The sequence below is a fragment of the Undibacterium sp. SXout20W genome (assembly GCF_049340285.1).
Lineage (GTDB): Bacteria > Pseudomonadota > Gammaproteobacteria > Burkholderiales > Burkholderiaceae_D > Undibacterium.
The window spans coordinates 1-26,080 of the sequence record NZ_JBMPPH010000032.1 but is presented as its reverse complement, the minus strand read 5'-3'; the positions used below and the strand labels follow the sequence as shown (position 1 = coordinate 26,080).

Below are 26,080 nucleotides of genomic sequence, written 5' to 3'. Positions count from 1 at the left end.
TTTTGAAAGTTCAGTCAAACATCGTTGCTAAGGCGAACAGTAAGCCATTTTCCAGGCTATGTAAAATAATGGAGCTCAATAGCCCCTGTCGCAAACGCAAATAAGCCAACAAGAAACCCGCACTTAATTGAGCACTGATGGCAAATACAAGCAGATAGTCACGGCCATTGGTTGAATAGAAATTGCCCAGGTGCACGAGCCCAAAACCGATGGCATACAACCAGAACACATAGGGGTAATGACGAATAAATGCCCTCCCGCGTGCAAAGCGTCTGCCGTTTCCTTCAGGTACCCAGCGCATTCGTATCTTATCGATAACGGCAATGGACATGAGTATGGTACCTAAAACCACAAACACGACCAGACTACCTCCGAAACAAGCTACAAAAATCGGCCCGATAAATAAGCTGTAACCAGCTTTACGCAATCCTGCTCTGAATACAAGTTCCTCCAAAATTGGTGCAAAAATTATAATTAAGAGTGCCCCTTTTGCACTAAGTTCCAATTTTGACTCTAACCCTGCCCATTCTTCGAGAGCGCCATTTAACGGTAGAGATACGAAAACAACCATACATAGATCAATACCAAAAACCATCAAAAAGCGCCGCCAGGCTTGACTCAAAGGCACAGATTTGCCGCGCCCACGTTGTGGCTTTTTGATGAATGCCAGCAAGTCTTGCCATTCCTGACGCCAGGAAAAAGTCGGTTTAGTGCTCACGGTTGGCAGTTTAGTGCTTTCGCTAAACCCTGATATTTCCTGGCTATATTGTTGCGACATCGATCTACCTCACCCTGACGAGAAAACTATTTCCCCGCGTCGATTATCAGATTTTGATTATTTTTTGTCAACAAAGCCTTCAGATTTGCTAAGCGTTCTTTTGGGGTTAAAGTTTCGGCCTCCGTGGGCACGGCATCCCCCTCATCAAGCTTCATTTCCTTGATAAATCGGGAGACATCACAATGCACCGGGGCGCCCGCACGTTTGCGCTTTTTGCACCAGGTAATATGCAGGCTGCGTTGGGCGCGCGTGATGCCCACATACATAAGTCGCCGTTCTTCTTCTATACGCGCCGCTAAGGTCTCTATTGGTGCATCTGGGTCGCCTTTGTGCGGCAAGATGCCTTCTTCAACGCCAACTAAAAACACGTGCGGATATTCCAGTCCTTTGGATGCATGCAAGGTCGACATCCGCACGGCATCTGGTTCTTCGTCTTTGCCTTCCATCATGCTCATTAAGGCCACCATCTGCGTCAGATCCAGCAGGCTACGGTGATCATCGGTACCGTCTTTGCCGCCACTGCCTTTGGTTTTCAGCCACTGTGTAAAATCGAGCACGTTTTGCCATTTGCTTTGGGCGGCGCGATCATCAAAGCTATCGTACAAATAGGCTTCGTAGTTGATTTCTTTCATCAAGTCATCGAGCAATTCTGCCGCGTGCCCTTCGCGATGGGCGTGCGCCTCAACGTGATTGATAAAGGTGGCAAATTCACGCAAAGGCCGCAATTGTCGCTCAGTCAGCTTCGCTTCGATGCCGCCCTTAAATACCGCCGCAAATAATGAGCATTGCCATTGACCAGCAAACGCGCCTAAAACTTCCAACGTAGCCTGACCGACACCACGCTTTGGTGTGGTAATGGCGCGAATGAACGCCGGATCATCATCTTCGTTAGCAATGAGGCGTAAGTACGCAATGATGTCTTTGATTTCGGCACGGTCAAAGAAGCTCTGACCACCAGAAATCGTGTACGGAATTCGTTCTTTGCGCAAGGCTTGTTCTATCACTCTGGCCTGATGATTGCCGCGATACAAAATCGCATAATCGGAATACTTGGCGCGGCGTTCAAATCTGTGCGCAGAGATCATGATGGCGACTTGTTCTGCCTCTTGCTCATCGTCTTGCATGCCCAGCACTTTGACCGGATCACCGAGACCGTGTTCTGACCACAATGATTTTTCAAACAGCTTGGGATTATTGCCAATCACCGCATTGGCGGCTTGCAAAATACGCGTGCTGGAACGGTAATTTTGTTCGAGTTTGATAATTTCTAAATTCGGAAAATCAACTTGCAGGGTTTTCAGATTTTCGATAGTTGCGCCACGCCACGCGTAGATCGCCTGATCGTCGTCACCCACAGCGGTGAACATGGGCTTTTTGCCGATGCCGCTGACTAATAATTTCACCAGCTCGTATTGGCACGTGTTGGTGTCCTGATATTCATCGACCAGCAAATAGCGCAAACGGCGTTGCCATTTATCACGCACTTGTTCATTGCTGCGGAACAGTTCCACTGGCAAACGTATCAGATCATCGAAATCGACGGCCTGATATGCTGACAAGGTGGCGACATAGCTGCGATAAATGCGGGCAGCAGTGACTTCGTCTTCGTCTTGTGCCTGTTTCAGAGCTTGTTCGGGATCGATCAGCGCATTCTTCCACAAGGACATGGCGGTTTGTATCCGGCGTATCAATTGCTTATCCGTGGTAATCGCCAAATCTTGCACAAGTGAAAAACAATCATCGCTGTCCATAATCGAAAAACGGTCTTTCAATCCCAGTGCCTGCGCTTCTTGGCGCAAAATTTTGACGCCCAGCGAGTGGAAGGTCGATACTGTCAATTGCTTGGCCTGACGCGGTTCCGCAAGCAGTTTGGCGATACGTTCCTGCATCTCCAACGCGGCTTTATTGGTAAAAGTCAGTGCCGCGATGTGCTTGGGTTCATAGCCGTGTAATTCGATCAGATTGACGATTTTTTGGGTAATCACCCGGGTTTTACCCGAGCCAGCTCCTGCCAAGACCAGGCATGGGCCGTCCATATAATTGACAGCATTTCTTTGGGGAGCATTGAGACCGTGGGACATAGGCGCTTGAAAAACAAAGTAAGCGCTATTGTAGCCTTATGCCAGCAAGACAGCGGGATTTACCACGATAGCGACCAAGAAGAGTAAACTAGCGCCCAACTAAATTGAAGGCAAGATCATGAAATTTGAACATCTGGTAGAAATTAACGACATTCTTAACCCTATCGCTGATTTTTTAACTCGCGAGCAATTGTGGCGTGGGCTGGTCATGCGTGCCGACTCACCTAAACTGTTCGTACCGCATCTGGATGAAGCCAGCATCATAGACCGCACCGGAGCCAGCATGACCAGAACTTTGCGTTATGGCAATTTATCAGTCACAGATACAGTCAATTTTGTGCATATGGAACATATCCACTATGACGTACCAGCGCAGGGTGAGATTCCGCCATCCTCATTGCGTATGATGATAGAAGAGCCACAGCCTGAGCATTTGTTTGTACGCTTTATCTACGAAAACAGTGCCAGCGAGGAACAAGATAAAGCGGAAGAGATGTATAACGAGTATCGCCGTTCCGCATATCTGGAAGCGGATATCGACACCATCAGAATGATACGTGAACTGGCCGAAGCAGGGCGTCTGGATACGCTGCTGAATTAAACGCCAATTATTCGTCAAGCTTTAGGATGTCGCCTGCCCAAAAAAATGTGCAGAAAAAGCAATGCGGGCAAGGCGCAACCTATCACGCAATGCGCCACCGACCAAAGTGGGCGGGCAGTTTCGCTGGCGAAGTAGTACAAGCCGTAGCCAGTCAGCGCCAGCCACATTAAGCTAACGATCATGGTCCAACCACTTGCCCGGTTACGATGGGCACGATGGGCGCGACGCATGTGTTGCAGCAACAAACTACCCACGAACACAGCAAATGGCACGATCAAGGCACCGTGAACTTGCATAGACCAGTGTTCTAATGGATGTACCGTTTCCCCAAACTCGCCCATCACACGCAGGCTGAAATGCGCAATAAGCCAGGCAATGCCGCTCAACAGTAAGGCAGTCAGCACGGCGTAGATACTGAGCTTATGCCAATTTTCTAACTTGAACTGTAGGCGCGCAGCACTTGTTGAAGTGGGATGACGCAGACTTTGTTTGTGGGTACGCATAGGCTGGCTAATAATGAATGGCTGGCGATAATCAGAGAATAAATGCTTTTGCCTGGTAAGCTTCCAGGCAAGGATGACGCGTATCGTGCGTAGCGGCAAGTAGCTTGGTCAGACCATCTGCCAGCGTACAGCAAGGTGCGAGCACCGAATAGCTGTGAGCGGCATGTAAAGAACGCCCGCTACGACCATCAAACAAGGCGCTATGCCAATCGCCACGCCATTTTTTCTGAGAAAAATACGTCGCCGAACTTGCTATTGCCTGATCTTGCAACAGCATTTTTCTTGCCATCATCGTGGGCTGTTGCGGATCACGAATCGCTATTTCGTGTTGACCCAACACGCGGAGATCGCCACCAGCATTAACGCAAGCGTGTTGTATACCAAAGTTTTGTAATGCCAGAATCGCCTGATCAACCGCATACCCCTTAGCGATTCCGCCCACATCCAGCCAGTCGTTGCGTAATTTTTTTATCTGACCATCGTTGAACAGTTCATAGGCCTGTTGACCGCTCTGATATTCGGGTAGCGGCGTGCTTGCGCTGTGAGGTAAAAATTCGCAGGCAGCGAGGCGACTGGCAATTCTCACGTCAAAAATCCCGGCGGTGACCTGATTCAGTTCTTGGGCAAGGTTCAGAACGCTGAATGTATGAGGACATAATTTGATCTTTGCGCCGACAGCAGCGCGATTAAAGCTTGCGATGTCGCTGTCATCTGAATGAAAACTCATGCACTCATGGACTTCGCGCACTACGCCAAAAGCAGCTTGAAATGCCGCTTGCAGCAGATTGTCCGGCAACGCATCCAAAATGCTGATATCGACCAAAGTGCCTAACCAAGGCTGGGCACGACGGTTCATTTTTTCAATGTCACCTGAGCGATGGCGGCAATACGACGAACGCCATCCGTCACGTGGGCACATGACAAGGTCGCGCCGCTGATATTGGCAATCCCTTCGCCGACGACCAAACCCGTGTTCGCCGTTTTTCCGACAAATTGCCGACGCCAGTTGGCGTTGCGAATTTCAAAGCCGTGGCTTTCACGATAAGTCAGAATTTCAACTTGTTTGACGCTCGCATCCGGTAACAAACCAACAGCATAAGAAATCAACTCAAACTTGCCAATGACATCGTCCAACACCACGTAACCTAACAAACTATTGTCTTTGTATGCGGCGATAGTGCGCCAGGCGACGGAGCGCGCTGGCACACCAGCAATTTTTTCGACCTGCTTCATTTGCTCAGCGTTTAATTGCAGGGGCTGCGCATTGAAGTGATTGGCTTCTGGAAAAATACTTTGTTGTGCTTGCTCTACCGTCAGATATTGCGTGGCAAAAGCACTGCTGCTCACAGCAGCGAGTGTTGTCAAAGACAGAGGAGCAAGCATTTTCATAAGAACCATCAGAACGAGTAACCAACACCAAGATTATATCGATCCTGGTTGCTATCCTGCTGGAACTTTTGGTAATCCGCTTTCAGCACTACACCTTCACCGATGCGGAAATTTGCACCCAGGGTCGTTACTTTTTGATCTGCTCCCGGAGCCCAGCCCAGACCTTGCGGCATTGCTGTGTAGGATTGCGCGGTATTGAACTGCTCATAACGCAAGAATGGTGTCAGACTGTAACTATCTGTTTTCCACACCTGATACGCAGCTTGCGTGTACCAACCATAGAACGAGGATGGAACCGGCGTTACTTGTCCGGCAAAAGTCTGATTCAAAGCAGCAACGCCTGTGATGGTGCCGCGGGTATACAAGGCGCTCACATCAAGCTTGCCGGGGTTGTAGCGTGCATGCACATCCCACAAAGTGACGCGGGCATCGTTAGCAACAGAATTAGGCGCCCCCTGCCCTGCTTTACCTGTAAATGCCGAACCACCTAATAGCAAGCCGGGTACACCGCGCCAATTCAGCGCCGCGTGCATGCTCAAGTCACGCGATTTAGCGAGCTGCCCTTCCTGGTGAACACTGCCCAACGGCGATGTGCTGCCGTCAGTGCTGGTGGCGTCCCATTTATTGATATCAAAACCTGTCGTCAGACCGGCGTCCCAGCTAATGCCGTTGTCATGCGTTCCGGACAAGCCAAAACCTGCTTCGCGCCAGGTACTTGGGATAATCGCAGTTTCAACAAAATTTCGCTTTACGCCATAGTAAGCAGTTGGTTCATGGTTGGTGTTGAGAAGGCCGACTGGCATCAAAAACAAACCTGCTTTGCCACTCAAACCCGGACGAATTTCATGCTCTACGTACAATTGCTCAACTTCACTCTCGCCTTTGTCGTCTTTGGAGGTGACGGCGTGTTCCCACTCAAATTCCGCAACCATTTTGGTTTTTTCATCGAAACGATGGGTGATGCCAATGACTGCACGAGCAACATCCGTTTGTGCCTGGCTGTTTGACTGACGAGGACGTGTGTAGTTGATCTCACCATAGCTACTGATCACGGTCTGCGAACCTGATTTGCTTGCTTGTTCTGCCATTGCAACCGCGGAACCCGTGTTCGCGGCGGTAACACTAGAGATTGCCGCCGCATTTTCTGCAACGCTGGTGCTCAGTTGCTGTTGATTTTTGGCGACGCTATCAGTTTTTTGCTTGGTCGCAGCCAATTCCGCCTTGATAGCATCCAATTCAGCGGCAAGTTTCTCTATTTTTTGAAGCAAGGCTGCTTCATCGGCGTGAGCTGGCGTAACAAAGGCGGTAGCGATGATGGCGCTGCAAACGCTGAGGGAAAAGATATTTTTCTTCATGTTAGCTTTCGGTATTTTAATTTTTAATGTCGATATTTTTATTGCTTAAGGCTTGTAACCGTCGTTCAAGGTCGATAAGAAAGTAATCACATCCTCGACCTCTGATGGCGTCAGTGCAGCAGCCATGCCTGGTTGGCGGTTGTACGGCCCTTCCTTGACATTGACGTTACCGGCATAGGCAGCTGGCAAATCATTGAATTTTTGAATAGTTCCATCTGTGCCAAATGGGAACCACTCTTCAGGATTGGTGTCACGGCGCACATAAAAATTGACGACATCGCGCAGATTATTGAATTGGCCGTTGTGGAAGAATACTTTGCGGGTCGCTACGTTACGCAGCGTTGGTACCTTGAATGCGCCGCAAAATTCAGTACGTTTGGCTAAATCCGTACGATCCGGACCACAGACACCCATGTCGAAATAATCTGCTGCTGCGGTTGCCGGAATCAGTTTATTCCTCGGTACGCCGAGGTTATCAAAGGTAAAGTCGGTAAACAAAGGAGCAGAACCATCGGCGCCTTTTTTACTGATATGGCAAGCTGCACAATTGCCCTTGGTCGGATTGTTGAACAAGGCAAGTCCGCGTAACTCACTATCAGATAACATTGCCTTACCCGCTAAGAAGCGATCGTATTTTGAGTCATAAGGGTGAAAATCGCTGTCCTCCAACTGATACTGTTGTAAGGCAAATAAGGCGCGTTCGAATGCGGTATCGACATTGCTAAAAATGTTGGCGCCAAATGCACTCGTAAATTCATTGACATAACTTGCACGCTGCAACTTAGCAACCACATCCGCTCGGCCAGTATTGGCCATTTCATGCGCTGCCATAAACGGTGTCTCAGCTTGGACCGCGAGATTTGGCGCCTTCCCGTCACGCGTAAATCCACCTAAAGGCTTGCCATCATCACCAAATGCGAACGCCGGTGTTTTATCAATATAGCGCAACGAAGGAACGGCACGAAAGCCTGGCACATCGAGGTTTTGACCACCAAGTTGTACGCTGAGATTATTGGTTTGAGCATGTGCGTTGCTCGGATCATGGCAAGTTGCACAAGACATTTTCCCTGACGCTGAGAGGCTGATATCGGCAAAGATTTTTTTACCAATTTGGGCTGCTGCGCTCAGCCCAACATCCGCACCGGTTGCCGCCTGTGGCGCTGTGTTGCCGCCACCACAAGCGCTCAAAATGCAAACCGATACCGCCATCACAGTGAACAAAAGAGAGCGTAAAACAAAGCGAGGCGGGAAAGGGGCATTTTCCGCTTTTGGAGCAACAATTAAGGGCAAGGTCATCATAGATTTGAAGGCAAACGCAGACTTGATATTAAAAACAGATAATAGAAACACCGAATCAAGTCTTAACGCAAATGAGAATGATTTCTATTATAATTGCAGTTATTATCCTTCACAAGGTATTTTCCTTAGAATTTTCGATTTCATCCAACGTGAAAAAAGCTGGATTTAGCCTACGTATCAATCAAAAACCTGTCATTTGTCGCTTTCTAGGGCTTAACTCTGGGATAATGGCGAACAATTTTGTTTTCACCTTCACCCTTTAAGGTCCATCATGACTAAACGCGCCGCCAAGCCAGCAGTGATCCTGCCTGCGATTCCTGCTCCAGAACCGTTTCAAGCCAAGACCCTGAAACGCAAACAATTTTCCAGCACAGGCGACGTACATATTCAGGGGGATGTAACGATCACGACGCAATTGATCGTTGGGGGAGATTTGCTGATTGATGGTGATCTGATTGCAGAAGAAGTATTTTGCCTTGGTAAATTGACGGTAACGGGTGATGTTCAGGTGCAATCTTTGTACATCGGCCATACGCTTGATGTGGGCGGCAACATTGACGTTGAATTTTTGGTTAAAACCGGCTGCAGCGCCGAATGGATGCTACGCGTATTAGAAATTGACCAACGTAAACCGGCAAAAGATGGCAGCAGTTTTATGGATGCCTTAGTCCATCCGGCGATTCTGGCGCGTCATGAACACAACGATGTGTTTGGTGGCTTTGGTGATATTCAAGGCCTGGGTTATTTGTCTTGCGCCGATCTGGATTGCCACGGCAATCTGCAACTCGACGATGATCTGGAAGCGTCAGAGGTACAATTCATCGGCGGCCATCTGGCAGCCAGCGCAATTCATGTTGCAGGTGATTGCAATTGCCAGGGTGAAGTTTTCAGCGAAACCAATATTGATGTCGAAGGCAGTTTGTTTGCGGGTGAAATTATCAGCCAGGGAAATGTTTCTGCTGGTGCCATTGGTAGCCAGGGCGACATCAGTGCCTGGGGTAGCATCCGTGCTAAAGGCGAAATCAGCAGCTTGTTTGGTGAAATCCATGCTGGCCGTTGGATTGCAACTGCCGCGAATTTGTACGCCGCAAAATACATTAAAGCCGGTGAATCTGTGGTTGGTGAAAAAGGTATTAGCTGCGGTAAAGACTACGGCATTTTTGCTGGTTCTACGCTGCCCCGCTCTGAATGGGCGACCAATGGCTTAATTTCTGCCGCGATTAAACCGCGACTGATTTTATCCGGCGAGTTTGTCGCGGATAAAAAACTCCGCCATATCGATGCCTTAGAAAAAAAGCGCAACAAAGAACTAGATTGGGAAATCGCCCGTCGCGTCAAACGCGAAATGCTAGCGGAATAAGCTAAGCCGGTCTCCCAGATATATCAGGCGAGTGCCTTTATGTAAGGCCCTCGCTGATAAACAAATCTCTGGAGTTGCTGCTCGATGGCCTCAGCCTGCGCCACGTATGATCAAGCGACTACCTCGTTCTGATTTCTGAATTACCCAACATAACGATAGTTTCCAACCCTCATTTTGGGATGCGAAACAGTGTAAAAGACGGAGCACAATTTGAAAAAATCCAACGCCCTCTCGCTATTTTTGGCCAGTGTCGCAATCACAAGTACCGCTACTGTTTTTGCAGACGAAGGTCAATGGCAACCACATCAGCTGCCACAATTAAAAGCAGAATTGAAGCGAATTGGCATCACAATTCCCGCCGAAAAACTCGCTGATCTGTCTAAGCATCCTATGAGTGCCATGGTGTCCTTGGGTGGCTGCTCGGCGTCATTTGTGTCTGATAGCGGCTTAGTCGTCACCAATCATCACTGTGCTTACGGCGCCATTCAACGTAACTCCAACGCTGAGAAAAATTACATCAGTGATGGTTTTTTAGCCAAATCAATGACCGAGGAATTACCTGCGGGTGCTGACTCGCGGATGTATATCACGGACAAGGTAGAAAATGTCACTGCTCAGGTAACCCAAGGGATTACTGCGACCATGAGTGGTAAAGAGCGTCATGCCTTAGTTGAAAATAAAATTAAGAGCCTGGTTGCTGAATGTGAACAAGACGCCGCTTACCGTTGTTCGATACCGAGTTTTCATCGGGGGTTGGAATATTACCGGATTCGTCAATTAATGATACGTGATGTCAGATTAGTCTATGCACCATCTGACAAGATTGGCAACTACGGTGGTGAAGTCGATAATTTTGAATGGCCGCGCCATACAGGTGACTTCGCCTTCTTGCGTGCCTACGTCGGAAAAGACGGACGCCCTGCAGCACCATCACCAGACAATATGCCCTACAAGTCAAAAGACTTTTTAGTGGTTTCGGCAATGGGTCTGAAAAATGGCGATCCGATCCTGTTGGCAGGCTATCCGGGACGCACTAGTCGATATAAATTGCCCGAAGAGATCCGCTTCGCCCGCGATGTCAGTTACCCCGCACGCATCGCAGAATCACAATCTGATCTGACGGTGATTGCCGCCGCTACGCAAGGAAATGCGGATGCGGAAGTCCGCTATGCTAACGTCGTCAAAAGCATTAACAATGGCTTGAAAAAAACCGAAGGCCTGGTCGATGGCTTTAAGCATAAAGACATCGCCGTGATTAAGGACGAACAAGACGCCGAGTTTCGCAGTTGGTTTAGCCAAAACAATCCAGATAAAGATTTCTTGAAAGAACTCGATACGGTCATTGCCAGCGATATGGCATTAACTGAAGAAGAATTCGCCTGGTCAGTCGCCACCAACAGTGAGTTACTCAAGAGCGCCCGTACTTTGTACCGTTTGGCTTTAGAAACAACAAAATCCGACAGCCAACGCGACAGCGGATACCAACAGCGCGATGTCACTTTTATCAGTGCCCGCCTTGCTCGATTAGAGCAATCGTATCTGGCGAATGTAGATCAGGCACGTTATACGGCGGCCTTGCAACGCTATAACAAACTTGATGCTAAAACTCATCCGCAGGGTTTGGATATCTTATTGCCGATGCCCGAAATGGTCGCGGGACTTTATCAGCAAAGCGAACTAGGTGACACTGCCAAACGGTTGGCATGGTTGAAAAAAGATCCTCTTGCATTCCAGCAATCTGATGATGCATTTATCAAACTGGCCATCAGATTGGCGGGTATCGGTATGTCATTAGAAGAGCGCCGGAAAGAAGTTAATGGCAATCTGGAACGCGTGATCCCGCAATATATGCAAGCCGTTATTGCCTGGAAAAATTCCCAAGGCAAACCGGTCTATGCCGACGCCAATTCGACCTTACGTGTCACCTTTGGCACAGTCGCACCGTATAGCCCACGCGATGGCATCAGCAAAGGCCCTTTCACGACCGTCGAAGGCATCCTTGAAAAGCACACCGGTAAAGCACCATTTATTGCGCCAGATAATTTACTTACAGCAATTAAAGAGAAACGCTATGGTGTATTCAAAGATGCGACACTCGGTACGGTACCTGTGGATTTCTTATCCAGCGCCGATACGACTGGCGGCAACTCAGGCTCTGCGGTGTTAAATAAACACGGTGAACTAGTTGGGTTGAATTTTGACTCGACTTATGAGTCCATTACCAAAGACTGGTATTTTGACAGCGCCATCACCCGCGCTATTCATGTTGATATCCGCTACATGTTATGGGTCATGACGGAAGTCGATCACGCTGACAATGTGTTGAAAGAGTTAAGCATTAAATATCCTGCCAAATAGGGTGAGCAACAAATAAGGCAAACAACATCAGCATTATTGGATTCAAAACGGTGTGTCGAAAGACACGCCGTTTTTTTATACATCAAACTCACACACAGTATGTTTTAATATCATCGCTGCGCTGTTGCGTAAAAAACCTGGGCGCTCAAGCGCAGCGCCTTAGACGCTTCAAAAATGGATAGCTTGCGATGTCAGAATTAAAACTCGTGGTATGCCACGAATGCGATTTAATTTGTCATGAAGTCACGCTCGATCGGGGTGAGGCCGCTTGTTGTCCGCGTTGCCGCGCAAAACTTTGTCAACATGGTAGCGCAACGCTGGACCAGACTCTGGCGCTTGCGTGCACAACAGCGATCCTGTTTTTTATTATGAACACGTTTCCGTTGATGTCGCTGCATCTGCAGCAAAATACCCGTGAAACCAGCCTGTTCGGCGCGGCATTGGCTATGTGGGACCGGGAAATGCACCTGTTGTGTCTGCTCGTGGTTCTCACTACGATTGTCGCACCTGCGCTGCAAATTGGCATCGAGATCTATATCTTGGGACATATAAAATGGGGCAAAGACCTGAAAACCACGAGCTGGCCTCTTGTTGTATTACGCAAACTACGTCCATGGAGCATGGTGGAAGTGTTTATGCTTGGTCTGTTGGTGTCATTAGTCAAATTGAAAGATCTGGCTGACATTATCGTCGGCCCTGCCTTTTGGTCTTGCGCCGCCTTGATCCTGGTATCGGCAATCATGGGGAGCATGTTAACGCCGCGCAATGTCTGGACATGGTCACATCAAAGGAGATCCGATGCCACACTTTGACGACCAACAAGACATCACGATACGACCGCCATCAGAAGAAAAAATGCTCACCGGTGCCAGCGCCGGACTGGTGACCTGTCAGATTTGTGAAACACTCTGCCATTTTCATGCAAATAACGTGCACTGTCCCGTGTGCGGCGCGCATTTACATGTCCGCAATGCAAACTCTTTTAGTAAGTCTGTGGCCTATCTGATTGCGGCCTATATTTTATATATCCCCGCGAATTTATTGCCTGTGATGCATATAGAGACAATCTTTGGACCGGAAGACGACACCATCATGAGTGGTGTCGTTTTGTTGTTTGCAACTGGTTCATGGCCATTGGGATTACTGGTTTTTTTTGCCAGTGTGATGGTGCCATTGCTGAAGTTATTTTCGATGAGTTTTTTGTTGTTCACCAGCTGGCGCGGAGCGACGTCACACGCGTTACAACGAACGCAACTATTTCGTATCGTTGAAACTGTCGGTCGCTGGTCAATGCTGGATATTTATGTTGTCACGGTACTCGTAGCCTTGGTACAGTTTCAAAGCTTGGCTTCCGTCTTTCCGGGGGAAGGTGCATTTGCCTTTGCCGCCGTTGTAGTATTGACTATGTTATCTGCATTAAATTTTGATTCTCGTTTAATTTGGGATGCGATAAAAAAACAATGAATGATCATGTGCCACCGTCTCCTGAGGGAGATGAACCACCGATAACCATAGTACGACATCATGCAGACGCGACTGGCGTCCCTGGCCTGACCGTCCGTTCTCGTCGACGCCTGCCATCTGTGGTCTGGATCGTTCCCGTCATCGCCGCATTAATCGGCTTATGGCTGGTGATACACAGCATTACCAGCCAAGGACCGGTTATCACCATCACATTTAAATCTGCTGAAGGCCTGGAAGTCGGTAAAACCAAATTGCGCTATAAAGATGTTGACGTTGGTCTGGTGAAAACCATCAGCCTTTCCAGTGATCGTAAAAATGTGATTGTCACTGCCCAATTAATCAAAAGCGCTGCTGATATCCTTGCTTCTGATACGCGCTTTTATGTGGTAAGACCGCGTATTTCCGGCGGCTCCGTGTCAGGTTTAAGTACACTGTTATCAGGTGCCTACATCAGTGTCGATGTTGGCCTCGCAACTGATACAACAGATCAATTCACAGGTCTTGAAACGCCGCCGCTAGTGACGCGAGATTCGGTCGGTCACGAGTTTGTGTTACACGGTAAGCAAGTCGGCTCGATTAACTACGGCTCGCCAGTTTTTTTCCGTCATATCAACGCTGGGCACGTAACGCAATACAGTCTGGACAAAGACGGCAAAGGAATTACTCTGCGCGTTTTTATTGATGCACCCTATGATCAATACGTCAATGAACAAACGCGCTTCTGGCACGCTAGCGGTGTTGAAATTGCACTGGATGCTAATGGCGTCAAAGTCTCAACAGAATCATTAACCTCTCTGATAGACAGTGGGCTCGCGTTCCAAAATACCGAAGATGCTGCGCCAGGTCAAAAACCTGCTGACAGCGGCACCGTGTTCACTCTGTTTGAAAATCGCGACTATGCAATGCGTTCTCCGGACACCAGGGTGCGTTCTTATTTGATGTATTTTAAAGATTCCTTGCGTGGTTTATCAAAAGGTGCGCCAGTGGACTTACATGGCATCGTCATCGGCGAAGTAAAATCGATCGGCGTCGATTTTTCAGAAGACCGCCAAATTCCTCGCTTTCCAGTCGAAATCAGTATTTATCCAGACCGCTTGCGTACACAACTCAGAAGCGGCTCACAAGCACCGGATGACGATACCGCACGTAAAGAACATGCCCTATTGGACCGTCTCGTTGCTAAAGGTCTGCGGGCACAATTGCGATCAGGAAATTTGTTGACCGGACAATTGTATGTCGCGCTCGATTTTTTCCCCGATAGTCCACCTGCCAAAATAATTTGGACTGGCGAGTATCCGGTACTACCGAGTAACAATGGTGGATTGGCAGAAATTCAGGATACTGTCGGACGTATTGCGAAAAAAGTGGATCAGATTCCGTTTGACCAATTATCAAGTGAGTTAGTCGCCGCGCTGACAAAGCTCAACAAGACATTAGAAAACACGGAGAAATTAACGCACCATCTGGATACCGATGTCACGCCTGAATTGAGCTCAACGCTAAAAGAGGCACGTGCCACATTAACCAGCGCCAATGCCGTTTTATCTGAAGATGCACCAGTTCAACAAGACTTACGCGATGCATTGAAACAGGTCGCCAAGTCCGCCCGCTCACTCGCCAACCTGGCTGATACTTTGGAACGACATCCAGATTCTGTCGTATTCGGTAAAGAGAAAGTAAAACCATGATCAAGAAATACAATCTTACGGCGATCTCTTTTACGTCACGCCTGAGTCAGGTTAGCCTGGTGTTACTGTCCTTGTCGTTGGCAGGATGTGCTAGTCCAAATAAGGAACATTTTTATCAACTGAGTTATGCCCACCATGAGCCTGCCTCAAGTGATACTAAATATGATGTCATTCTGGAAGCGGTCACGATTCCGGAGATGATCAACCGCCCGCAATTAGTCGTTCAAAAGTCCGTTACGGAATTACAAATTCTCGACGAACAACGCTGGATTGCACCATTAGACGAACAAATCCGACAAGCGCTGCAAGCGGATCTGCAAGCCCAATTACCGCAAGCATGGCTGCACCAGCGACCTCTGCTACATGCCACGGGGGTACGCTATTTCGTGAATGTCGAGGTACAGCAATTACATATCGCACCAGCGAAAGAAGTGCAGATGGAGATGGTCTGGGTGATTTCCGACACCAACAAAAAAATCCTGCGACGCCAACAACTACAGCGTTCTGTTGCGTTAAACAACAGTGACTACAGCAGTATTGCGCCAGCGATTTCTGAGGTGTTACAGAAACTCTCGATCAGCGTAGCAAACGACATTAAAGCTGTTGGTGAAACGCCGAATAAATAAAGGTTCAGTTCAGTTTTACATTTAATTCAGAACCAAAGTATGCCATGCCGCTGGTGCAACGTAGTTACGCACCCATGACACCACCGCATCGGCAGGCATGGGGCGGGCGATGCCGAATCCCTGTCCGAAATCACAACCCAAGCGCATGAGAGCAACGCCGTGCGCGGACGTTTCAACGCCTTCGGCGATGACTTCGCGTTTAAAGGCGCGTGCCAAACCAATAATCGCCCCAATCAATGCCAAATCGTCCTGATCATCAAGCATGTCGCGAATAAAACTCTGATCGATCTTGAGAATATTGGCTGGCAAGCGCTTTAAGTACGATAGCGATGAATAGCCGGTGCCGAAATCATCCAGGGCAAAACGAACACCAAGTTGCTGTGCAGCGAGCATCAGTTCTCGCACAGACTGAATATCCTGCACAGCCGCAGACTCAAGAATTTCTATTTCTAATGTCTGTGGTGGTAACTCAGGAAATAATGCGAGGATTTCTCTTAATTTTTCAAGAAAGTCATTCGACTGAAAATGTCTGGCCGCGATGTTGACACTGACAACCCAATGATATCCAGCAGCAACCCATTCGCGCATATGTTCTAGCGCTTTATGCATCACCCAGTCACCGACCTCAATGATTAAATCAGTCTGTTCAATGAGTGGCAAAAATTCCATTGGGCCGAGAATGCCGCGCTCTGGATGATCCCATCGCAACAAGGCTTCCATGCCGATGACCTGGGCGCGGCGCATATCAACTTTAGGTTGAAAATACAGTACAAATTCTTGGTTATACAGGGCTTCACGAATACGCGCACGTTGATTATGACGCGTGCGTACTTCAAGATCCCGCTTTGCATCAAATAAGTGAAACTTATTTCGACCACTAATTTTTGCCTGGTACATCGCCTGATCGGCAAATCGTAGCAAAGCGTCTGGGCTACTGTCATCACGAGGATAGATCGCAACGCCAATACTGGCCGACATACTTGTCAGGCGTTGCTCAATTTGATACGGCTGCGCCAGCTCGCTAAGCAAGAAGGCCAAATTTTTATTGACCTCGGCGAGATCGCGTTGATTCTGCAATAAGACGACAAACTCGTCACCTCCCAACCGAGCAATGGGATTACCTTCACCGACACTACGCTCTAAACGACGTGCAACACGCTGCAGCAACTTGTCGGCAAATTCCTGTCCATATTGTTCATTGATCGATTGAAAATGGTCAAGATCGAGTAAACAAACTGCTAAGAAATTATTCTGCTCACGAGCCGATTGGATGGCATTTTGAAAATGCGTATTAAGCGAACTACGGTTCGCCAATCCGGTTAGCACGTCGTGCCCTGCTTGCCATGAAATTTGTCGTAATAGCTGGCGTTGCTCACTCAAGTCACGGAAAATCAAAACACACCCACTCTGCGTACCATCGATATGCCGAATCGGTGCGGCAGTAAAATTAATATCGAGCAGCCTGCCATCGCGACACCGTAGCGCTTGGTTATTGGCTTGAAAGGTCGAACTTTGCCATTCAATTTTTTGTAAAAATTTTGCCAGAGATGCGTGCAAATCAGGATCAGATAATTCAAACACCTGCTCAAGTTGCAGATGCTGCGCCTCCGTCCGCGTCCAGCCCGTTAACTGCTGCGCCACGCGATTTAAAGTCAGTATCCGTCCATTGATATCGGTACTGATCACACCGTCGCCAATTGAATCGAGCGTGGTCTCTGCTCTTTCCTTTTCCACTGCCAAATCAGCTTGAATTTGTTTGCGATCGCTGATATCGACTAAAGCACCGATGACGCCGGATGGCTTTCCGTCCGTCGTGGTGTAGGCTGCCTCATAGTAGATAGCCACCAGATCGCGATCCATTGCTGGAATATTGATCTCTAATTCCACATGACCGATCGTTTGACCGCGTTGCGCCGTATGAAAATTGTGGCTGACTTGTTCGACCAAAGGCAGAAGCACATTCATTGGGCGCCCAATCGCTTGCTGCGCGGTAATCCCAAACATATCAGTCCATGCTGCATTGACGCCTCGACAAACACCGCTATGATCTTTAAAGAAGATCGGAATAGGTAAAGCGGTCAGCAACTGCCACATGAAGTGTAATTGTTCGCTTTGTTCGTCCTGGCTCAGACGCAGGCTGGCGACCAACTGTTCGATCTCGGCAGCCATGCTATTAAATGTCGAGATCAGCGTCCTACCTTCAGATGTGCTGCCGCCAGACATGCGCACAGAGTATTCGCCATGCTGAAAACGATAGTTAGCATCAGCCAGTTTTGCCAATGTACGCGCATTGTTACGCAATATCGTCCCCAGCAAAACGCAAATACACGTCAGCAAAAACCCGGAAAGAATAAGTTGTTGACCAACCTTACGCCAAATCCGGTTCAGCGCTGGCGTTGTACTGCCGGTGATTTGCAAATGCGCTTTTTGGCCGTTTGTCAAAGAGGTCGCGAGGGTCACGCTGATCGGATCTAATCGATTCATTCGTGCAAACCATAATGGCGCATCGGATGACAGTGGTCGTTGACGAACCTCGATGGATTGTTGGTTGGTGAACCACACAATCTTCGCAATATCCGGCGCATCTTGCATTGATTGTTCTAGTAGATTCGAGATAGCAGCGACGTCGCGACGGCTACTAAACTCGGTCAGACTGGGAATGAGGTGATGCTGTGCATGATATAAAGCCGCCTGCTGTCTTTGATATCCATCGTTTGTTTCGGCATCGATGAGCATGTAATAGCGTATTCCAGCGACAACGAAAATAAGCACAAACAAAGGTACGAATAAACGTTGATACGAGCCCTGTTGCAACCAAAAATGCCGGAGTTTTCTGATAGTGTGCACAAATTCGATAATTATCTAAGGTGGAAGTAGACGTCTTTTTCGCTATAAACGCAATTTTGCCTAAGTTTCTCCTGAATTCTAAGCTTCATCAAAATGAATATGTAATCAAATGTTACTTTTCAGCAAATAATGACGTACTCAAAAAATGTTTGCTGGCTAGTAGCCGTCCTAGAATTCTTATCAGAGTACCACTTACTAAAGATTTATTAAGTGTGATTGGGCACAAACTAAGGCGATTTACCGCCAAGAACAGATTCATGCCCTACAATATGCACATAAAGCCTGATGCATTATGCAGTTTGCATTCAATTTGCTTGTTTTTGTGAAGCAAAAGATCTGCCAGGATGATATTGGCGCTGCATTTCGGAGCACCACATCATCAAGACTGCGCAATTGTTTCTTCGAATATTGGTTCAAATATTGGCCCGAATATTGGCCCGAATATGACCTCGAATTTAACGCCGAATTTCAGTTACGAATTTAGCTCTGAATATCGATTCAAATATTGTCCAAGCATTGTCTAAATATTGTCCAAATATCACTCCGAATTTTTGAAATGACCCCCATGTCCGATTCCACTTCTTTCAGTTCTCTTCCTCTATCCGCCGCAATTCTCACCAACCTCGATAGTCTGGGTTATCAGACGATGACGGCGATTCAGGCAGAAAGCTTGCCAGTCATATTGCAACAACGTGATCTGATTGCACAGGCAAAAACCGGAAGCGGAAAGACAGCTGCTTTTGGTCTGGGCATCTTAGCCAAGCTCAATCCGACCTATTTCGCAGTTCAGGCTTTGGTCATTTGCCCGACGCGGGAGTTGGCTGATCAGGTTGCGAATGAATTGCGCAGGTTGGCGAGAGCCATCGACAATGTCAAGATTCTGACACTATGCGGCGGTACGGCGATGCGGCCACAAATTGCTTCGCTCGAACACGGTGCACACATTGTGGTCGGCACTCCAGGACGTCTGATCGACCACATCAGTCGCGGCACGATCAAACTCAATAGCGTGCAGACCTTAGTGCTCGATGAAGCGGACCGTATGGTGGATATGGGCTTTTATGATGACATTTATACCATCGTGGAAGCCTGTTCACCACGTCGGCAGACTCTATTGTTCTCAGCAACCTATCCAGACAATATTCGCAAAGCCAGCGAACAATTGTTGCGCGATCCCATTGAAATTAAAGTCGAGTCACAACACGCCGCAAATCACATCGAACAGTTGTTTTATCTGGTCACGCCCGAAGAACGCAATGAAGCCGTCGCCCGTTTATTGCATCACTATCAACCCGTTTCGACGATTGCGTTTTGTAATACCAAAATTCATTGCCGCGAGTTGACAGAGGAATTGCAAGCCCAGGGGATCAGCGCTCTTGCCTTACATGGTGATCTTGAACAACGTGACCGCGATGAAGTATTGATTCGTTTTGCCAATCAGAGTTGCTCGGTGCTGGTGGCGACCGATGTCGCCGCCCGTGGTCTGGATATCCAAACTTTAGGCGCGGTGATCAATGTGGATGTATCAAAGGACACCGAAGTGCATATCCACCGTATTGGTCGTACTGGCCGCGCTGGCGAGAAGGGTCTGGCTCTGAGTTTAGCCACTCCCAATGAAAAGAAATGGGTCAAACTTATCGCCGAATACCAAGGCGAAGCGGTCACCTGGGCCGACATTAACCAACTTGAAGCCGCACCAGAGCAAGTCTTGCAAGCACCTATGATGACCGTCTGTATTTTTGGCGGCAAAAAAGACAAATTGCGCCCGGGGGATTTACTCGGCGCATTGACGGCGGACATTGGTCTCAAAAAAGAGCAAGTCGGCAAAATTAACGTCTCCGAATTCTCCACCTATGTCGCGATCGACCGTCATGTTGCACGAAACACCGTGGATAAGTTAAGTCGTACTAACATCAAAGGCCGACAATTTAAAATGCGGATTATTGATTGATTTTACGAATGGCTTTAGCTGGATAAATGTGGCTGCACGCTAGGTGGCGATCCAGCGTTGGAAGTCAGATTTTTAATGTTACCGCTGGCAGTCCGATAATCTGGATTTGGTCGCAATTGCCCAATTCTGTTAGATCACTGATCTGTCAAAATTCATAATTCGGCCAATAACAGATTCGCGGCACATAGTGAGCAAGCAAATGTTTTACGGTAAAGTCTGTAGGCATTTTTTAACCTGATACCATGCGCCGGAATTTAAAAATTAGTTACTCGCTTGTGTAATTCCAAATGAAAAATATCCCGGCCCGTTATCAAAATTATTGCTGACATTATTGCCTGTAACCAGCAATCCCGATGGCGAAGAGATTAAATAGTTGATCTGGCCATCCGATGTAGTAGTTGTTGCAATACCCTCGATGGGATTATTTGCCATCAAAAAATGGGTTTGAGTTTTTACGATGATACTCCCCGCAGCTAATGTCCCAGTTGATACGCTTTGATCTGTGCTGTTGCTGGTATAGCTGTTTAGCGCGGGGTTCCAAGGGCTTTGTGGAAATCCAAAATGAATCCCGGATACTAACCCGTCACCGGTATCATGTTCGGCATTGACCAAGATGCGGCTTGTACCTGAGCCCAGCACAAACGAAACACCCCGAACCAAACCTGCCGAGACAAATTCAAACTGATTCGTTGTGCCAGCTTTAGCCTGTATCGTCCCGGTGGCGGTTGGTGTGGTGCAGGTTGGGGCGTTTTTACACATACTCCAATTACCGGCGTTATCGATAACAAAGTTAACATAAGACATGCGGGTCTGTCCGCCACCTAGCGTGTCATTCTGATAGCGCAGCATGACGTAATTGCCGGCACCTGACGATAAGTCAGTATTAGCTGCGAGTGCGCTAGCCTTCATCAAAAAAACCGGTTTGTCGATGCCGTTGACCAAAGCATGCGAAATACCAATCGATCCGGTACCACCTTGCATTGCCGTGTGCATGGAAGTAGCCGATCCGTTCGAGTCCATGCAAGAAGCGGGGATGGTTGGGTCATTGACGAGATTTAATGTACCGCTTAATCCACCGGAATAGACCAACTGCGTACCGCCATTTTGGAACTGTGCATTACCAATGTCGCCAGTCAAGGACACGGCAATCAAGGGATCTGCCGAAGAAATTGCGCAGGCTGAAGACGAGGTAGAGCCAGTACCAGAGCCTGAGCCGCTTGTGTTACCCGAGCCAGAGGAATTGGCATTGCCGCCACCACCGCATGCCGATAATGTCAATAGTAAGGTAGTCGCCACGACGAAGTTGCATTGCATGATAGTGTCCTTTTACATAAATAGTTAGTCGTATTTAAATGAATATCGGGCTCGCACTGCTTCGTTGCCGTCAGTGATTTTGTAATGAGGGAGATTTATTCATCGACAGTAATGCGAGCACTTATCCTCTATTCGTTAATCCGGCAAAAAAACGGAAATAAAAATAATAAAAAATTTTTCAAATAATGCAGAGCTTTATTGATACTTATTCAGATTGATCGCACTGTGTTCGGGATCACTATTTGGGCTGGTTGAATTAATTTTTCCGGTTTCTCGCTTGGCTAACGAATAGAACTCAAGCGTCGTTGTAATGACGCTGTTTTTGACGTTCAGATGCAACCCATGTTGGGATATGAACGAGTTCATTCAGCCGATTTTAAGGAGCCATTTTATGCACACCCGACAAGACAACATTCCCATGACCCAAGAGAGCCATGTCGACTATTTACTCAACTATCTTCTTAATGAGGGATTTTCTGCCATAGTCGATGCGGATGGCGATATTACTTTTAAGTTTGAAGGTCTGGATTACGCGCTGTGTTTTGATGAAGATGATGCAGATTTTGCTAAAATTATTTTGCCTAATATTTGGCAGATCAAAGATCAGTCGGAATTAAATCAAGCAATGTGTATGCTGGATAATGTCAATCGTAAAATGAAGGTGGTAAAAGGCTATACCACTCGGGATACGGTTTGGTTTGCTGCGGAAGTGTTGTTCTCAGAGCGAACTCAGTTGGCTATTTTTATTAAGCGGATTATTCGTGCTTTGGCACATGCCGGAAGGATTTTTGCTGCAGGAATGTTGTTGGATTCAGAGTCAGTGATTACCGTCGCCTAAGGCAAAAAAACCGAGCATTTATCCCAGTTATCGTGTTCGGGCGCCACTGTTAATGTGGCGTTTTTTGCAAAATATCCATTATTTTAGTGGCATCCAGTTGACCGGATTCGCTAAATAACTGAATTAAATTAAGTTTCGCGGGTGTGTAATTTTGGGCGGCCGCCGCTTCAAAATAGTCTTTCGCTTTAGCTGGATTTTTTGATGCGCCATGTCCCAAATACATCATTTCACCCAGTTCATTGAGTGCAAATGGCATGTGTTGTGCTGCGGCCATTTCCAGCCATTTCATCGCTTGTTGATTGCTGCGTACTTGTTGCATCCCGACGCCAAAGCCTTGCCGATAGGCCAAGCCAAGTACGGATTGTGCAATCACACTGCCTCCCTTGGCTTGCTGCATCAGACGCGGTAAATCATCGTTATTGACGGCTTTGGCTTGACGGTAAATATCGTTGGTGAGTTTCATCTGTTCGTCATTTGTCAGTGACTGAAACCACTGCATAAACTGCGGCGTTGCTGAGGACGTTAATTGGCCACGCACGATACTGCCATCGACGTTTTGGCCATTTTTAGCTGTCATGAGTTCAGCTCGCTGACCTGCTGCCGGCACAATCGCAAAATCGCCAATCAAGGATGTCGCCAGCCAAGGGCGCTGTTCATCTTTCGTTTTGGTACGCACATCGGCCATCACATGCTTGACGGCTTCTTCAAGCGGCATACCCGGGCGAACAATCCAATCGGCGAGTGCGGCAGCAAAGGGGCCGTCGTTACCGTCCCCATCCAAAGCCCGTTCGCCCGGTTGTGTGGCATAGGCAATCACCATGCCATTGGCCGGTTTTTGGGGAGCAAACCCAACCGGTGCGACACCGCGATAGATCGGGTTGAAACTAACTTGTGCGGGATCGTTTCGGCATGCATCCAGTAATACGATCGACAACTGCGCGCCGCTATCTCTTAAGCGCTGGATCAGATACTCCACCGGAATTGACTGCTGCGTGATCGCGCCGACATCTTTTAACGATACATTGACCGGGATCAGATAGTTTCGCTCTTTGATTTCGGCGCCGTGACCCGCGTAATAAAAAATACCCACTCCACCATTCTTGAGATGATCCGCCAGCCGACCAATGGCTGAAAATAAGGTATTGCGATCAGTATTGAACACTAGTTCCGTGGTGTATCCAGCGTGATGCAGTCGATCGCCAATGAGCTTGGCGTCGTTACCTGCGTTGCGTAACTGAAGCGCTCCATCGTAGCGTGTATTGCCGATTACTAGCGCATACTTTGGCGCGGTCCGATAATCTGTTTTATCGGCCCACGTGAAAGTTGTCCACGATAGTGCGACTAAAGCGGCGATAAAAACTAACGTGCTGCGCATGATGCTTTTCCTTGAACCAGATGCGCATCAATAACGAGTTTGCTGGCGTTGAGTTGAGTTAGCGCTTGCTCCGCTGAGCCGCTTTGTACGGCTATATGGGTGACCCCTTGCTGGTCGGGGCCGCAGATAATCGCTAAATTCAGAATCGGCAATACGCGCCGTAAATCACTTACAGTTACCGCATCGGCAAAGACAACTTCTATCATCGGGCTGTTTGGGGACGGTGCGGTTGCACCACCACGGTATTGGTTGCTGGCCGCACTAACTTGTGTTGCATCGCGTAATTGGTAAGTTTGCACGGCAGTGGCGATCACCAAGGTTGCTACTGCCGTTAGCGCCCATCCTGTCTGCATGGGGCGATTCCATTGCTGTACCAGCCAACTGATTAATGATGACGGCTTGTCTTCTATCTGACTCACAATAGCATCGAAACTAACCAGCGGCGCTGCCTTAGTACGATCTGCGGCGTATGCTTCGCGCGCCGCCGTCACCAATTGTTGGTCGGCTTCCAGTTCGGTCTTGAGTTCCGGATGTGACAGCAGCATTTGCTGCATCCAACTGGTTTCTGATGCGTCTAATTTTCCGCATGCATAAAGAAAGCACAATGCGCGAAAGCGGTTGAAATCGTCATTCATGGATTGCTCCTGTCCGTATTGCCATCGTTGTTCCATCCTAACTTTTGGGAAATACAATGTTGCATTCTTAATTTTGCCTGCCTGACCCATCCCCTTACTTGCTCAACATTAAGATCAGCATAACGAGGGGATTGCGCCGCCAATATGCTCATCATTTGTGCATAGCTTAAATCTTCGTCCAGGCATAATTCCATCGCCTGGCGAAAATTGGGGCCGTCTTTACTCGGTAAAATTTCAATACACGCCTTAATCGCTTGTTGCAATTGATTGGCGTAGACCTGATCATCTGGGCGCAACAACGGACAAATTTGATGATTAATTTCTTCTGCATAACCTCCGGCAAGATCTGAACCATCCACCACAGGACTTGTTTTTTTAGGCGAATGCGCATCGTCCGTGCCCTTGTCCAGAGTACATTGGGCGAGTATCTTGATACGCTTATAATAGGCACGTAATTGATCGATCGCGCAGTTAGCGCTAATCATTTTTGCCCATGTTTTCACGGACGCTTTGGCCGGATCATATTTATTGGCTGATTCTAAAATTTTAATCCAGGCTTCTTGCATCGCCACCTGCGCGATATCTTCGTTGTAGTTCACGACGCGTCTCACATGCTGATCAAGTTCTCTATTGAGGTAATTAAAGAACGTACGCTGAGCGTTGCGTATTTCGGGCTGACTGCCGTCCTTGGTTGCAAATTTATGCAGCAAGCGCGTTAGTTCTTCGTTCGAGATGTGGTGGCTAGGCATGTGTATGTGTGAAGTTAGATTCTTGCTTAATGAACTTGTTGTGATTGATGTTGAGCAAAAATAGTTACCTGTAGCAATTTTACGGCACTTGTTACTCTGTTGCAGAATTTGCAGTAGTTCTCAAGAGTAAATGTGATCGTCTAATACAAGATACGAAGCGGACCTGGAAAAGCGGAAATTTTTTTGATATTTATTTCCGTTTTGCAGAATTCGTACCGAATAACTTGTATCGGTGTCTAAATTATTGATGAGAAATATAATAAAACGACAATGCTGAACTATTTACAATAAATAGGTTAGCGCTTTAGAGCATTTAAATAGTATTAAGCAACAATTTATTAGGAATGCCGGTGATTTTGTTTTCGCGATAAAAATAAGCCGTATTCTAGGAAATTTTGTGCTTTTTTAAATAACACCGTACATACGAATTATCGTCACGTTACCCCAACACTCACCTCAGGACAGATCATGAAATTTAATATATTTACATGCATCGATAGTAAAGAAACATCTGGAAATGTATCACTTGGCCCCTTTACAAAATACGAATCAAAAGACGAAATAAACGTAGACACGACTGTTTATGATTTCGGTGGACCAGTTCCAATGGTAAACACAACCACCACTACAACGACAAGGCAAGTTCCTGTTGGAATGGAAATGATGAATTTCCCGTGGAAAGCGTTAGTTAACCGATTTCAAGCTGAAGATGGCTCATTTCTCAAAGTGGCAACGCTCAATGCCCCCTATGTCAGGATAGATGTCGCGTCAATTAATTCACATCAACCGTATTGGGGCGGAGTAAAGACATGCAGTGAATCGTTATCCAGCAGAACGCAAGGAGGCCATCCTTAAGCAGATGATGCCGC

At 47.7% G+C, this 26,080-nt stretch carries 23 protein-coding genes; 10 read left to right on the top strand and 13 right to left on the bottom strand.

The genetic code is table 11. From position 1 onward, the window contains the following. Window positions 1-10: 10 nt before the first annotated feature. Window positions 11-778: a type II CAAX prenyl endopeptidase Rce1 family protein gene (locus ACO0K1_RS14875; protein WP_423027070.1), complete on the bottom strand. Its 768-nt coding sequence runs from the start codon at window positions 776-778 to the stop codon at window positions 11-13. Window positions 779-804: 26 nt separating this feature from the next. Continuing rightward, window positions 805-2,859 carry a UvrD-helicase domain-containing protein gene (locus ACO0K1_RS14870; protein ID WP_423027068.1) on the bottom strand — a complete coding sequence of 685 codons (2,055 nt, stop codon included), beginning with the start codon at window positions 2,857-2,859 and terminating at the stop codon, window positions 805-807. Between the two features lie 118 nt (window positions 2,860-2,977). On the opposite strand from ACO0K1_RS14870, the gene ACO0K1_RS14865 reads away from it, so the two are divergent. Continuing rightward, the gene (locus tag ACO0K1_RS14865) at window positions 2,978-3,460 is read left to right on the top strand and encodes an SRPBCC family protein (RefSeq protein WP_423027066.1); all 483 of its coding nucleotides are present in this window, start codon (window positions 2,978-2,980) and stop codon (window positions 3,458-3,460) included. A 14-nt stretch (window positions 3,461-3,474) separates the two neighbouring features. Here the strand turns inward: ACO0K1_RS14865 and ACO0K1_RS14860 are convergent, their stop codons facing one another. Genes ACO0K1_RS14860 through ACO0K1_RS14840 form a run of 5 tightly spaced genes read right to left on the bottom strand, consistent with a single transcriptional unit; the run spans window position 3,475 to window position 8,006 of the window. After that, complete coding sequence (locus ACO0K1_RS14860; protein ID WP_423027064.1) at window positions 3,475-3,963, bottom strand: DUF4405 domain-containing protein; 489 nt, start codon at window positions 3,961-3,963, stop codon at window positions 3,475-3,477. 31 nt (window positions 3,964-3,994) lie between these two features. Continuing rightward, window positions 3,995-4,819 (bottom strand): FAD:protein FMN transferase, encoded by an 825-nt coding sequence (locus tag ACO0K1_RS14855; RefSeq protein ID WP_423027062.1) that lies wholly within the window; start codon window positions 4,817-4,819, stop codon window positions 3,995-3,997. Continuing rightward, the gene (locus ACO0K1_RS14850; RefSeq protein WP_423027108.1) at window positions 4,816-5,346 is read right to left on the bottom strand and encodes an FMN-binding protein; all 531 of its coding nucleotides are present in this window, start codon (window positions 5,344-5,346) and stop codon (window positions 4,816-4,818) included. Before ACO0K1_RS14850 ends, ACO0K1_RS14855 begins: the two co-directional genes overlap by 4 nt. A 14-nt stretch (window positions 5,347-5,360) precedes the next feature. Then, the gene (locus ACO0K1_RS14845) at window positions 5,361-6,707 is read right to left on the bottom strand and encodes a hypothetical protein (protein WP_423027060.1); all 1,347 of its coding nucleotides are present in this window, start codon (window positions 6,705-6,707) and stop codon (window positions 5,361-5,363) included. Window positions 6,708-6,752: 45 nt separating this feature from the next. Further along, window positions 6,753-8,006 carry a cytochrome-c peroxidase gene (locus tag ACO0K1_RS14840; protein WP_423027058.1) on the bottom strand — a complete coding sequence of 418 codons (1,254 nt, stop codon included), beginning with the start codon at window positions 8,004-8,006 and terminating at the stop codon, window positions 6,753-6,755. Window positions 8,007-8,277: 271 nt separating this feature from the next. On the opposite strand from ACO0K1_RS14840, the gene ACO0K1_RS14835 reads away from it, so the two are divergent. The 6 genes from ACO0K1_RS14835 (at window position 8,278) to ACO0K1_RS14810 (ending at window position 15,502) form a co-directional block, all read left to right on the top strand. Further along, a complete protein-coding gene (locus ACO0K1_RS14835; RefSeq protein ID WP_423027056.1) occupies window positions 8,278-9,366 on the top strand; it encodes a polymer-forming cytoskeletal protein in 1,089 nt (362 codons plus the stop codon). A 210-nt stretch (window positions 9,367-9,576) separates the two neighbouring features. Further along, window positions 9,577-11,724: a S46 family peptidase gene (locus ACO0K1_RS14830; protein WP_423027054.1), complete on the top strand. Its 2,148-nt coding sequence runs from the start codon at window positions 9,577-9,579 to the stop codon at window positions 11,722-11,724. 188 nt (window positions 11,725-11,912) lie between these two features. Continuing rightward, complete coding sequence (locus tag ACO0K1_RS14825) at window positions 11,913-12,536, top strand: paraquat-inducible protein A (protein ID WP_423027051.1); 624 nt, start codon at window positions 11,913-11,915, stop codon at window positions 12,534-12,536. Next, the gene (locus ACO0K1_RS14820; RefSeq protein ID WP_423027049.1) at window positions 12,523-13,188 is read left to right on the top strand and encodes a paraquat-inducible protein A; all 666 of its coding nucleotides are present in this window, start codon (window positions 12,523-12,525) and stop codon (window positions 13,186-13,188) included. The genes ACO0K1_RS14825 and ACO0K1_RS14820 overlap by 14 nt, the downstream gene beginning before the upstream one ends. Next, window positions 13,185-14,876 carry an intermembrane transport protein PqiB gene (locus ACO0K1_RS14815; RefSeq protein WP_423027047.1) on the top strand — a complete coding sequence of 564 codons (1,692 nt, stop codon included), beginning with the start codon at window positions 13,185-13,187 and terminating at the stop codon, window positions 14,874-14,876. The genes ACO0K1_RS14820 and ACO0K1_RS14815 overlap by 4 nt, the downstream gene beginning before the upstream one ends. Next, complete coding sequence (locus ACO0K1_RS14810; protein ID WP_423027045.1) at window positions 14,873-15,502, top strand: PqiC family protein; 630 nt, start codon at window positions 14,873-14,875, stop codon at window positions 15,500-15,502. Before ACO0K1_RS14815 ends, ACO0K1_RS14810 begins: the two co-directional genes overlap by 4 nt. Before the next feature lie 21 nt (window positions 15,503-15,523). On the opposite strand, the gene ACO0K1_RS14805 is transcribed toward ACO0K1_RS14810, so the two are convergent. Further along, window positions 15,524-18,349, bottom strand: a complete 2,826-nt coding sequence (locus ACO0K1_RS14805; RefSeq protein WP_423027043.1) for an EAL domain-containing protein — start codon at window positions 18,347-18,349, stop codon at window positions 15,524-15,526. A 565-nt stretch (window positions 18,350-18,914) separates the two neighbouring features. Here ACO0K1_RS14805 and dbpA point away from each other — a divergent pair. Further along, the gene (dbpA, locus tag ACO0K1_RS14800; RefSeq protein WP_423027041.1) at window positions 18,915-20,300 is read left to right on the top strand and encodes an ATP-dependent RNA helicase DbpA; all 1,386 of its coding nucleotides are present in this window, start codon (window positions 18,915-18,917) and stop codon (window positions 20,298-20,300) included. A gap of 261 nt (window positions 20,301-20,561) precedes the next feature. Here the strand turns inward: dbpA and ACO0K1_RS14795 are convergent, their stop codons facing one another. Next, entirely contained in the window at window positions 20,562-21,614 is a 1,053-nt protein-coding gene (locus ACO0K1_RS14795) for a hypothetical protein (RefSeq protein ID WP_423027039.1), read from the bottom strand. Between the two features lie 195 nt (window positions 21,615-21,809). After that, window positions 21,810-21,980 (bottom strand): hypothetical protein, encoded by a 171-nt coding sequence (locus tag ACO0K1_RS14790; RefSeq protein ID WP_423027037.1) that lies wholly within the window; start codon window positions 21,978-21,980, stop codon window positions 21,810-21,812. Window positions 21,981-22,005: 25 nt separating this feature from the next. Here ACO0K1_RS14790 and ACO0K1_RS14785 point away from each other — a divergent pair, with 25 nt between their 5' ends. Beyond that, window positions 22,006-22,452 (top strand): hypothetical protein, encoded by a 447-nt coding sequence (locus ACO0K1_RS14785; protein WP_423027035.1) that lies wholly within the window; start codon window positions 22,006-22,008, stop codon window positions 22,450-22,452. Window positions 22,453-22,501: 49 nt separating this feature from the next. On the opposite strand, the gene ACO0K1_RS14780 is transcribed toward ACO0K1_RS14785, so the two are convergent. Genes ACO0K1_RS14780 through ACO0K1_RS14770 form a run of 3 tightly spaced genes read right to left on the bottom strand, consistent with a single transcriptional unit; the run spans window position 22,502 to window position 25,211 of the window. Then, window positions 22,502-23,827 carry a caspase family protein gene (locus ACO0K1_RS14780; RefSeq protein WP_423027033.1) on the bottom strand — a complete coding sequence of 442 codons (1,326 nt, stop codon included), beginning with the start codon at window positions 23,825-23,827 and terminating at the stop codon, window positions 22,502-22,504. Then, window positions 23,812-24,462: a hypothetical protein gene (locus ACO0K1_RS14775; protein ID WP_423027031.1), complete on the bottom strand. Its 651-nt coding sequence runs from the start codon at window positions 24,460-24,462 to the stop codon at window positions 23,812-23,814. The genes ACO0K1_RS14780 and ACO0K1_RS14775 overlap by 16 nt, the downstream gene beginning before the upstream one ends. Continuing rightward, a complete protein-coding gene (locus ACO0K1_RS14770; protein WP_423027029.1) occupies window positions 24,459-25,211 on the bottom strand; it encodes an RNA polymerase sigma factor in 753 nt (250 codons plus the stop codon). The genes ACO0K1_RS14775 and ACO0K1_RS14770 overlap by 4 nt, the downstream gene beginning before the upstream one ends. Window positions 25,212-25,679: 468 nt before the next feature. Between ACO0K1_RS14770 and ACO0K1_RS14765 the strand changes: the two genes are divergently transcribed. Next, entirely contained in the window at window positions 25,680-26,066 is a 387-nt protein-coding gene (locus tag ACO0K1_RS14765) for a hypothetical protein (RefSeq protein WP_423027027.1), read from the top strand. Window positions 26,067-26,080 lie beyond the last annotated feature (14 nt).

Coding starts and splice junctions, on each gene's coding strand:
- ACO0K1_RS14875 (WP_423027070.1), bottom strand. CDS start 778: ATGTCGCAACAATATAGCCAGGAAATATCAGGGTTTAGCGAAAGCACT.
- ACO0K1_RS14870 (WP_423027068.1), bottom strand. CDS start 2,859: ATGTCCCACGGTCTCAATGCTCCCCAAAGAAATGCTGTCAATTATATG.
- ACO0K1_RS14865 (WP_423027066.1), top strand. CDS start 2,978: ATGAAATTTGAACATCTGGTAGAAATTAACGACATTCTTAACCCTATC.
- ACO0K1_RS14860 (WP_423027064.1), bottom strand. CDS start 3,963: ATGCGTACCCACAAACAAAGTCTGCGTCATCCCACTTCAACAAGTGCT.
- ACO0K1_RS14855 (WP_423027062.1), bottom strand. CDS start 4,819: ATGAACCGTCGTGCCCAGCCTTGGTTAGGCACTTTGGTCGATATCAGC.
- ACO0K1_RS14850 (WP_423027108.1), bottom strand. CDS start 5,346: ATGCTTGCTCCTCTGTCTTTGACAACACTCGCTGCTGTGAGCAGCAGT.
- ACO0K1_RS14845 (WP_423027060.1), bottom strand. CDS start 6,707: ATGAAGAAAAATATCTTTTCCCTCAGCGTTTGCAGCGCCATCATCGCT.
- ACO0K1_RS14840 (WP_423027058.1), bottom strand. CDS start 8,006: ATGATGACCTTGCCCTTAATTGTTGCTCCAAAAGCGGAAAATGCCCCT.
- ACO0K1_RS14835 (WP_423027056.1), top strand. CDS start 8,278: ATGACTAAACGCGCCGCCAAGCCAGCAGTGATCCTGCCTGCGATTCCT.
- ACO0K1_RS14825 (WP_423027051.1), top strand. CDS start 11,913: ATGTCAGAATTAAAACTCGTGGTATGCCACGAATGCGATTTAATTTGT.
- ACO0K1_RS14820 (WP_423027049.1), top strand. CDS start 12,523: ATGCCACACTTTGACGACCAACAAGACATCACGATACGACCGCCATCA.
- ACO0K1_RS14815 (WP_423027047.1), top strand. CDS start 13,185: ATGAATGATCATGTGCCACCGTCTCCTGAGGGAGATGAACCACCGATA.
- ACO0K1_RS14810 (WP_423027045.1), top strand. CDS start 14,873: ATGATCAAGAAATACAATCTTACGGCGATCTCTTTTACGTCACGCCTG.
- dbpA (WP_423027041.1), top strand. CDS start 18,915: ATGTCCGATTCCACTTCTTTCAGTTCTCTTCCTCTATCCGCCGCAATT.
- ACO0K1_RS14795 (WP_423027039.1), bottom strand. CDS start 21,614: ATGCAATGCAACTTCGTCGTGGCGACTACCTTACTATTGACATTATCG.
- ACO0K1_RS14790 (WP_423027037.1), bottom strand. CDS start 21,980: ATGAACTCGTTCATATCCCAACATGGGTTGCATCTGAACGTCAAAAAC.
- ACO0K1_RS14785 (WP_423027035.1), top strand. CDS start 22,006: ATGCACACCCGACAAGACAACATTCCCATGACCCAAGAGAGCCATGTC.
- ACO0K1_RS14780 (WP_423027033.1), bottom strand. CDS start 23,827: ATGCGCAGCACGTTAGTTTTTATCGCCGCTTTAGTCGCACTATCGTGG.
- ACO0K1_RS14775 (WP_423027031.1), bottom strand. CDS start 24,462: ATGAATGACGATTTCAACCGCTTTCGCGCATTGTGCTTTCTTTATGCA.
- ACO0K1_RS14770 (WP_423027029.1), bottom strand. CDS start 25,211: ATGCCTAGCCACCACATCTCGAACGAAGAACTAACGCGCTTGCTGCAT.
- ACO0K1_RS14765 (WP_423027027.1), top strand. CDS start 25,680: ATGAAATTTAATATATTTACATGCATCGATAGTAAAGAAACATCTGGA.